General features: G+C 59.6%; 2 protein-coding genes. Both read right to left on the bottom strand.

The genetic code is table 11. From position 1 onward, the window contains the following. Positions 1 to 801 precede the first annotated feature (801 nt). Positions 802 to 1,608, bottom strand: a complete 807-nt coding sequence (locus LH464_RS23820; protein ID WP_226788891.1) for a MipA/OmpV family protein — start codon at positions 1,606 to 1,608, stop codon at positions 802 to 804. A 512-nt stretch (positions 1,609 to 2,120) separates the two neighbouring features. Then, positions 2,121 to 6,155, bottom strand: a complete 4,035-nt coding sequence (gene traA, locus LH464_RS23815) for a Ti-type conjugative transfer relaxase TraA (protein ID WP_226788890.1) — start codon at positions 6,153 to 6,155, stop codon at positions 2,121 to 2,123. Positions 6,156 to 6,168: the final 13 nt, after the last annotated feature.

Raw genomic sequence — 6,168 nt, 5'->3', positions numbered from 1 at the left:
CGAGTTCGGCGGACACACCGATGTCGCCGGCAAGGTCATGGGCGGTCTTAAAATCACCTGGTAACTATCAGGAGGGTCAGGAGGAGCTAACTCCTGACCCTACTGAATAAATCAAGGCCGCAAACGCGAGTACGCGGGTACACCTCACATCCGAGAGTTATAGCCGGCATGTCCAGAGTATGCGACGCCCGCTGGTCGAGCGGTGTCCCGCTTCCCAATGGTACTTCACCAGCACCATGCAAGGTCATCACAAAAGTTCCGGGATAAAGGATGGTCCAGAGGATGGAGTTGAACCGCTCGCATGGGCTCTCCACTCGATGGCAAACCACCAGAGCAATTCCGGTAATTGCCGTCGTGGAACTCGGACGGAAACGGCCCAGAATTTTGGGCTCCGGATTCGACGCGGGTTACCGCGCGCCACGCAGCAGCAGCCCTAGGCGAGGCACTGTCAACTGTAGCAGCAAGCCCTCATCAAGAGCAGACTTATCTCTCATCAACCACCCTACCGCAGTGAACCGCGCCATCGTTTATATCATTGCAACCATCGCCACGAGCATCCACCAAAAGGAGAGCAACATGAGGCACAACTCAAAGTGCGGTCTCATCACAGGTGAGCGCGGCACTTATTTCTATGACCTAGATATGGAGCTGCTCGGTAACCGCCTCACCCATGCGATGCATTTGACTATCACAGCGGGGACAAGCCTTCTGGGCGTCGGGCACGATCATATTCTACACGCTCGGGCGGCAGGTCTTCCGGCAAAGGTTTTTCCGCCACCTGGTGCTAATTTTTTCGCCGACTCAAGGAACGGTGAAGTCAAATCGATATGTCGCGGAGAGGCCGACGACGAGATCATTGCGGCTACCGCGGTCGCGAACCAAGGTTGAGTCGGCGGCGCTTCCCAGCAATCGTCGGTACTCGGCGTAGGCACCCAACTCCAGTTTCTCGGTCGCCTGCCAATTGACCGCAGCGCCAACTCCCGCAGAATGGAGACCGCCATGCGCGCTGTAAGTATCAAGGCCCGATGCTGCGGATTCCACAGCATCGACGCCATAATAGGCATTGACGTATTTTTTTGTAGCTGCGGTCAACCGCGGACCACCAGAAATGCGAATTTTGTTGCTAACATCCACAAATGCATCCACATCAAAGTTGCCGACGATACCGGCATGACTGCGGATTCCTTGGCGGAGCTCCGCACGTACACGCATCCACTCGGTCGGATAGGCCTCCGCAAATCCGCCCACTTCGCCCCCAAACTTGATCGGATCAAGCCCCTCAAGATCTTCTGACGTCTCACCGTCACGCTTGAAAATCAGCTTGCCAGCAGCGCCGCCGCGAAAACTGCCCTCGTCGAACAGCGCATAGGACATGCTGTCGTTTCGCGAGGAAAAGCGCACAGCACTGCCCGGTTTGCCGAGCGAAACAAGCGGCGCCGCTTGGAAAACCTGATTTGAGGAGCCTTCAAATTTGGGTCCGACAAAGCCGGTGCCGCCGACCTTTAAGTACCAATCACCATCCCATGGATACCAGTCCTCTTGAGCCGAAACGGCGCCAGCCGCAAGAAGGACACCTTGCGACAGAAGGAATGCAATTTTGATACGCAACGAAATACTCCGGAAACTTGAGGCAGGGCGTACACGAAGCTACGCAACTTCCCCAGTCGACACATTGGAGCTAATTGCGGCGTCAACCTTACATTTACGTTAATGGCTGTCTGGCGAGGCCAGCCGGCCAGTCCGGCTTAATTACTCGACCTAATCAACACCATCAGCATCGCCCAAGCGAAAACTTGCCTCGCTGCGTTTGGCTGTTAGATCACTGAGACGAGCGCGACTGAGTCGATATGCCCTCAGATCTCAGGGATGCAAGCTAATGTGGCTGCCCGGCGGTCACTTCATCGACTGTGCTAAGCAGCCGGCTTGGCCTCCGAACGACGACATTTCATCCTCACTATGTCATCGCTGAATTGACATTCTCGCAAAGGGGCACGGTGCTCTTACCTAAGCAGTCAGTTGGTACTTTGATATTAGCGAGTCCGCCGTTCGTTTCGCAGGTATGTTGAAGATGACCTGCCTGCACACCCCCTTTGTTGTTGCAAGTTTACTCCCATTGCAGCTCATCGCGTGAGCCTGCCTCCCTGCTCCATGGCCCGGATCTGCCGTTCGACCTGATGCTTTTGGTCGACCGTGGTGCGCACGACGGTCTGAACGAGTTTCAGCTGCGCCTGAACCTGATTGAGGGCTTCGCGCTGGCCGGGAGCAACAAAGCGAGCAAGATCAGCTGACTCGTTGGCGAAGGCATTGCGGCCAAACCGCTGATTGAGAGCATCATTGACCGACTTGAACTCAGCCTTGACCTCGCTCGACAAGCCGCCCACGGCTTTTTCGAACTGCGCGATGCCGAACTCGAGGCTCGCGCTCAGATGAGCGGCCGCCTTTTGCGACTGGTCGGACAAAGCCGGGATCTCGATGCTCATGCGCTCGCGGGCGACCTTCTCGCGGACGAGTTCATTCTCGAGAGCGGTCCCATAGACACTGGCCGCCATGCGAACTGCGGCAAGGGCTGCCGGCAGCTCTGCCATCGCCGCCTGACGCTCAGTGCCGGCCGCCGTGAACCGGTCAAGCAGCCTGTCGGAGCCGCGCAATTCTCCACCTCTGGCAGGATCCTCCCTCAGCGACTTCTCGATACCCTCGGATGTGCCTCCGGTGGCGATTGCGCGTTCAACGCGGGCCACCGCCTCTGACGGGTCCTGCCAGATCCTTGCCGCCGCCTGCGTCAGCGCATCAATGTACTGGCGATAGCCGGCGTTCTCGCGCACGGTCGTGCGGGCCGCTTCCTCGACGCTGTTGGCAAAGCTGGTGACGGAAGCAAACATCGGAGCCTGGGAGACAGATGGAGATGGCACAGCGACTTCGGCCGCCTTGGCAGTCCTTGCGGCCGGTACTGATGTCTTTTCCAGTTCGGGTCGAGCGCCGAGCTTTTCGACAAAGGCAACCTCTCCGGCAAATCGGCGGATTGCCGCCAGGTGCTCGGTGACCTTCTCAAGGTGGGCGCGGTCAGCGTCGGCAACCCGTTCAAATGCTCTCTGGCTATCGAGCTCGCCGGCGCGATCGGTAAAGGCGCCCTCGCCGAACCGATCGGCAATGGCGGCCGCCACGGTAGCGAGCTCCTGTGCCACAGTCTTGTCCTGCATGACGATACGGGTGGCGTCGCGGTAGGCATCCACCGATCCGGCACGGCGGACCGCTTCCATCTCGTCGAGGCGCAGACGCGCAGCGTCCGACAGTTCCGGAACAGCAACCTGCATGGCGGCCCGCCGTTCACTCTCAGTCGTCAGCGCCTCGGCATGATGCCGGTGCGTGGATTGGGCGAGACTGCGCACATGGGTCGAAAGATCGGTGGTTGCAGCGACGGCCGCTGCGCGTTCCGCTCTCTCGGCCCGGCCAACGACAATGCTCTCGCCTCCGCGCAGCGCCCCGAAGAACTGGGGAGCATCGATGACAGTCCGGGCGAGCAGGCGGGCATCCGCTGTGGACGCGGCCCGGGAAAGAAGCTGGAGAGCTGTCTGCGGATCGCGATAGACCTTTTCGACAATCGGCTGCATCTGCGCCAGCCGCTCGCGCCAATCCGCTGTTTGGGTCAGACGGATTTTCGCATCGTCTTCCATCGAGCGGGCAAACGAGGTGACAGGCGCAAAGCCTGCCCCTTGCCCCTCGATCCTGGCGACCGGGGCGACGGGTTCAGGGCCGCTCTGGTTGACCGAGTTCGAGACATCATTTACCGGCGAACGCTGACGTCCAACGCTCATGGCGTTTTCCACGCGCGTCCAAAGCGTCGAAACCTGCTCGCGCTTCTCCTCGATCCACGCCTTCTGACGATCGACAAAGGCTGCAAAGGCGGGCGCGATCGATGTCAGCGTTTCAATGCCACGCCGCTCGGCAAAGGCATCGACGGCGGCGCGATAGCTGCTCTCATTGGCAAAATCCAGCGTCGTCGATTTAGCGCCGGAGCGGCCAAGGGTTTGCGCAAGCGTGTCAAAGCTCTTGAACTCGCTCTGCGGCGCATACATCGTCACCTGATGGCGATGGCGCGACATCGCCACGTAGGACAGATGCTGGTCCATCGATTTCGACGCCATGACGAAGACGCGGTCGACCGTCACACCCTGCGACTTGTGCACGGTCGCGGCATAGCCATGATCGATGTTGCGATAGGTGTCAGGATTGAAGGCGACTTCCCGGCCGTTGTCGAGGCGGATACGCAAAAGGTCTTCGCCGTTTCTGCCTGCCGTCGCAATCACCGTCCCCAGCATGCCGTTCTTGACCTGCTGCTGGCCAAGCTCCGGCGCAAGCTTCTCCTCGAACCGTTCGTTCTTGAGGAAGATCGCCCGGTCGCCAACCGCAAAATGACGGGTGCCACGCTCGGTGACGAAGGCGCGTTCGCCGGCCAACTCGCCCTGCCCCTTGATCGCCTCACGGATACCGGCATTGAGCGCAAATACATCGGCGTTGGTGTGCGCCAGGACAAGAAGCTCATCACCCTTCAACACCTTGCCGGCCGCTTGCGCCTGTGCGCTGGCGTCGGTGCGTGCCTGCATCCAGTCAACAACAATCCTGTCGATCGCCTGGGTCTTGTCGACGGTTTCGACAATGTGGCCGCGCGACCGATAGGCTTCGAGCGCATCACCCACCTGGCCGCGTGCGAACTGACGCGATGCCTCTTGGCCCCATTCCTCTTTCTGGCGGCGGATGCCAACCAGCTCGACATAGCCGACACGCTCGGTGACAGCCCGGAAGGCCGCCCCGGCCTCGATCGGCTGCAACTGCATGGCATCGCCGACAAGAACGGCCTTGGCACCGGCTTGCTCGATGGCAGTGATAAAGCGGGACAGCTGATTGGAAGCGACCATTCCCGCTTCATCGATGACGAACACATCGCCCGGCTGGAGCCGATCGCGACCGTTCTTCCACGACAGTTCCCATGACGCCAGTGTGCGCGATGCGATACCGGCGCTTTCCTCCAATCCCTCTGCCGCCTTGCCGGCCAGCGCCGCGCCAAACACCCGCCGACCGTCGGTAACCCATGCCTTGTTTGCCGCTTCCAGCAATGTCGATTTGCCAGCACCGGCAAAGCCGACAACGGTAGCAATGCCAGTACCGGACGTCACATGCTCGACCGCCGCAACCTGTTCCGGATCGAACTGGAACGGGCGCGACGGGTCCTTGGTTTCGACGGCACGGATGCTCTGCGCAACGGTCTTTGCGCTCGAACCGAAGCCGCGCGTTTGCGCCAGTTTGTCGGCGGCAACCGCCATGTCATGCTCAATCCGGATGATCTCGCGCGTCGAGTAGACGGGTAAGGTCAGAACATCACCGTTCTGCGGATCGATGATCGTCCCGCGAACCTCGACAAGATCAGCCGATGCCATGACCCTGGTCCGGACGTTGGCAAAGGTTGTCGGATCGTCAATGAAGCGGTGCAGCGCCTTGGCAATATCCTTTTCGGTGAAGGTCGAACGTTCGTTGCTGATCAGCTTCAGCAACTCGTTCGGGTTTTCCATGATCTTGTCGGCGGTTTCGAAGCGCGCAGCCTCGCGCGCCGCCCACGCCTGGCTTTCGCCGATCTTGCGTTGAACCGCAGTGCCAGCCGGCCCAAGATGCGTGGTCGGCACAAGATCGATTCCGCGCTCACGAAACGATCGCATGTCCACGCGCGCCTCATGACCTGCAAGCGCAAGATGTCGATTGACTGTGTCGCCCCAGGACAGTCGCAGGTCCTTGAATGCATGCCGGTCACCGATCAACCGGTTATAAACAATCCGGTTATTGACCTTGAGGGGCTTACCATCCTCATCCAGTACCGCAATCTTCTTCTTTCCGAAACCGGCTGCCTCAACAGGTCGTTCCGTATGCATCAAGTGCACATGCGGATTGCCTGGCGCATCGTGATAGACCCAGTCCGCGACAACCCCCAATGACGTAATCTGGCTCGACACAAACTCACGCATAAGCGCGATGTTCTCGTCACGTGAAAGCTCAATCGGAAGTGCGATTATGATCTCACGGGCAAGCGACCCATTAGCCCGCTCTTCATTTTGGATCCGATTCCAGACCGCCTCACTGGCCTCGGCCGGCGCTCGTCCATGAACCATGTCCTTGATCCAC

Origin of the sequence: Pseudorhizobium xiangyangii (assembly GCF_020531965.1) — a bacterium.
In the GTDB taxonomy this organism is placed as follows: Bacteria; Pseudomonadota; Alphaproteobacteria; order Rhizobiales; family Rhizobiaceae; genus Neorhizobium; species Neorhizobium xiangyangii.
Note: the sequence above shows the minus strand (reverse complement) of the source record. Positions and strands in the feature narration are given on the sequence as shown.

Bases quoted from the DNA above. Each gene is read 5' to 3' on its own strand.
- traA (WP_226788890.1), bottom strand. From the start codon at position 6,155: ATGGTTCATGGACGAGCGCCGGCCGAGGCCAGTGAGGCGGTCTGGAAT.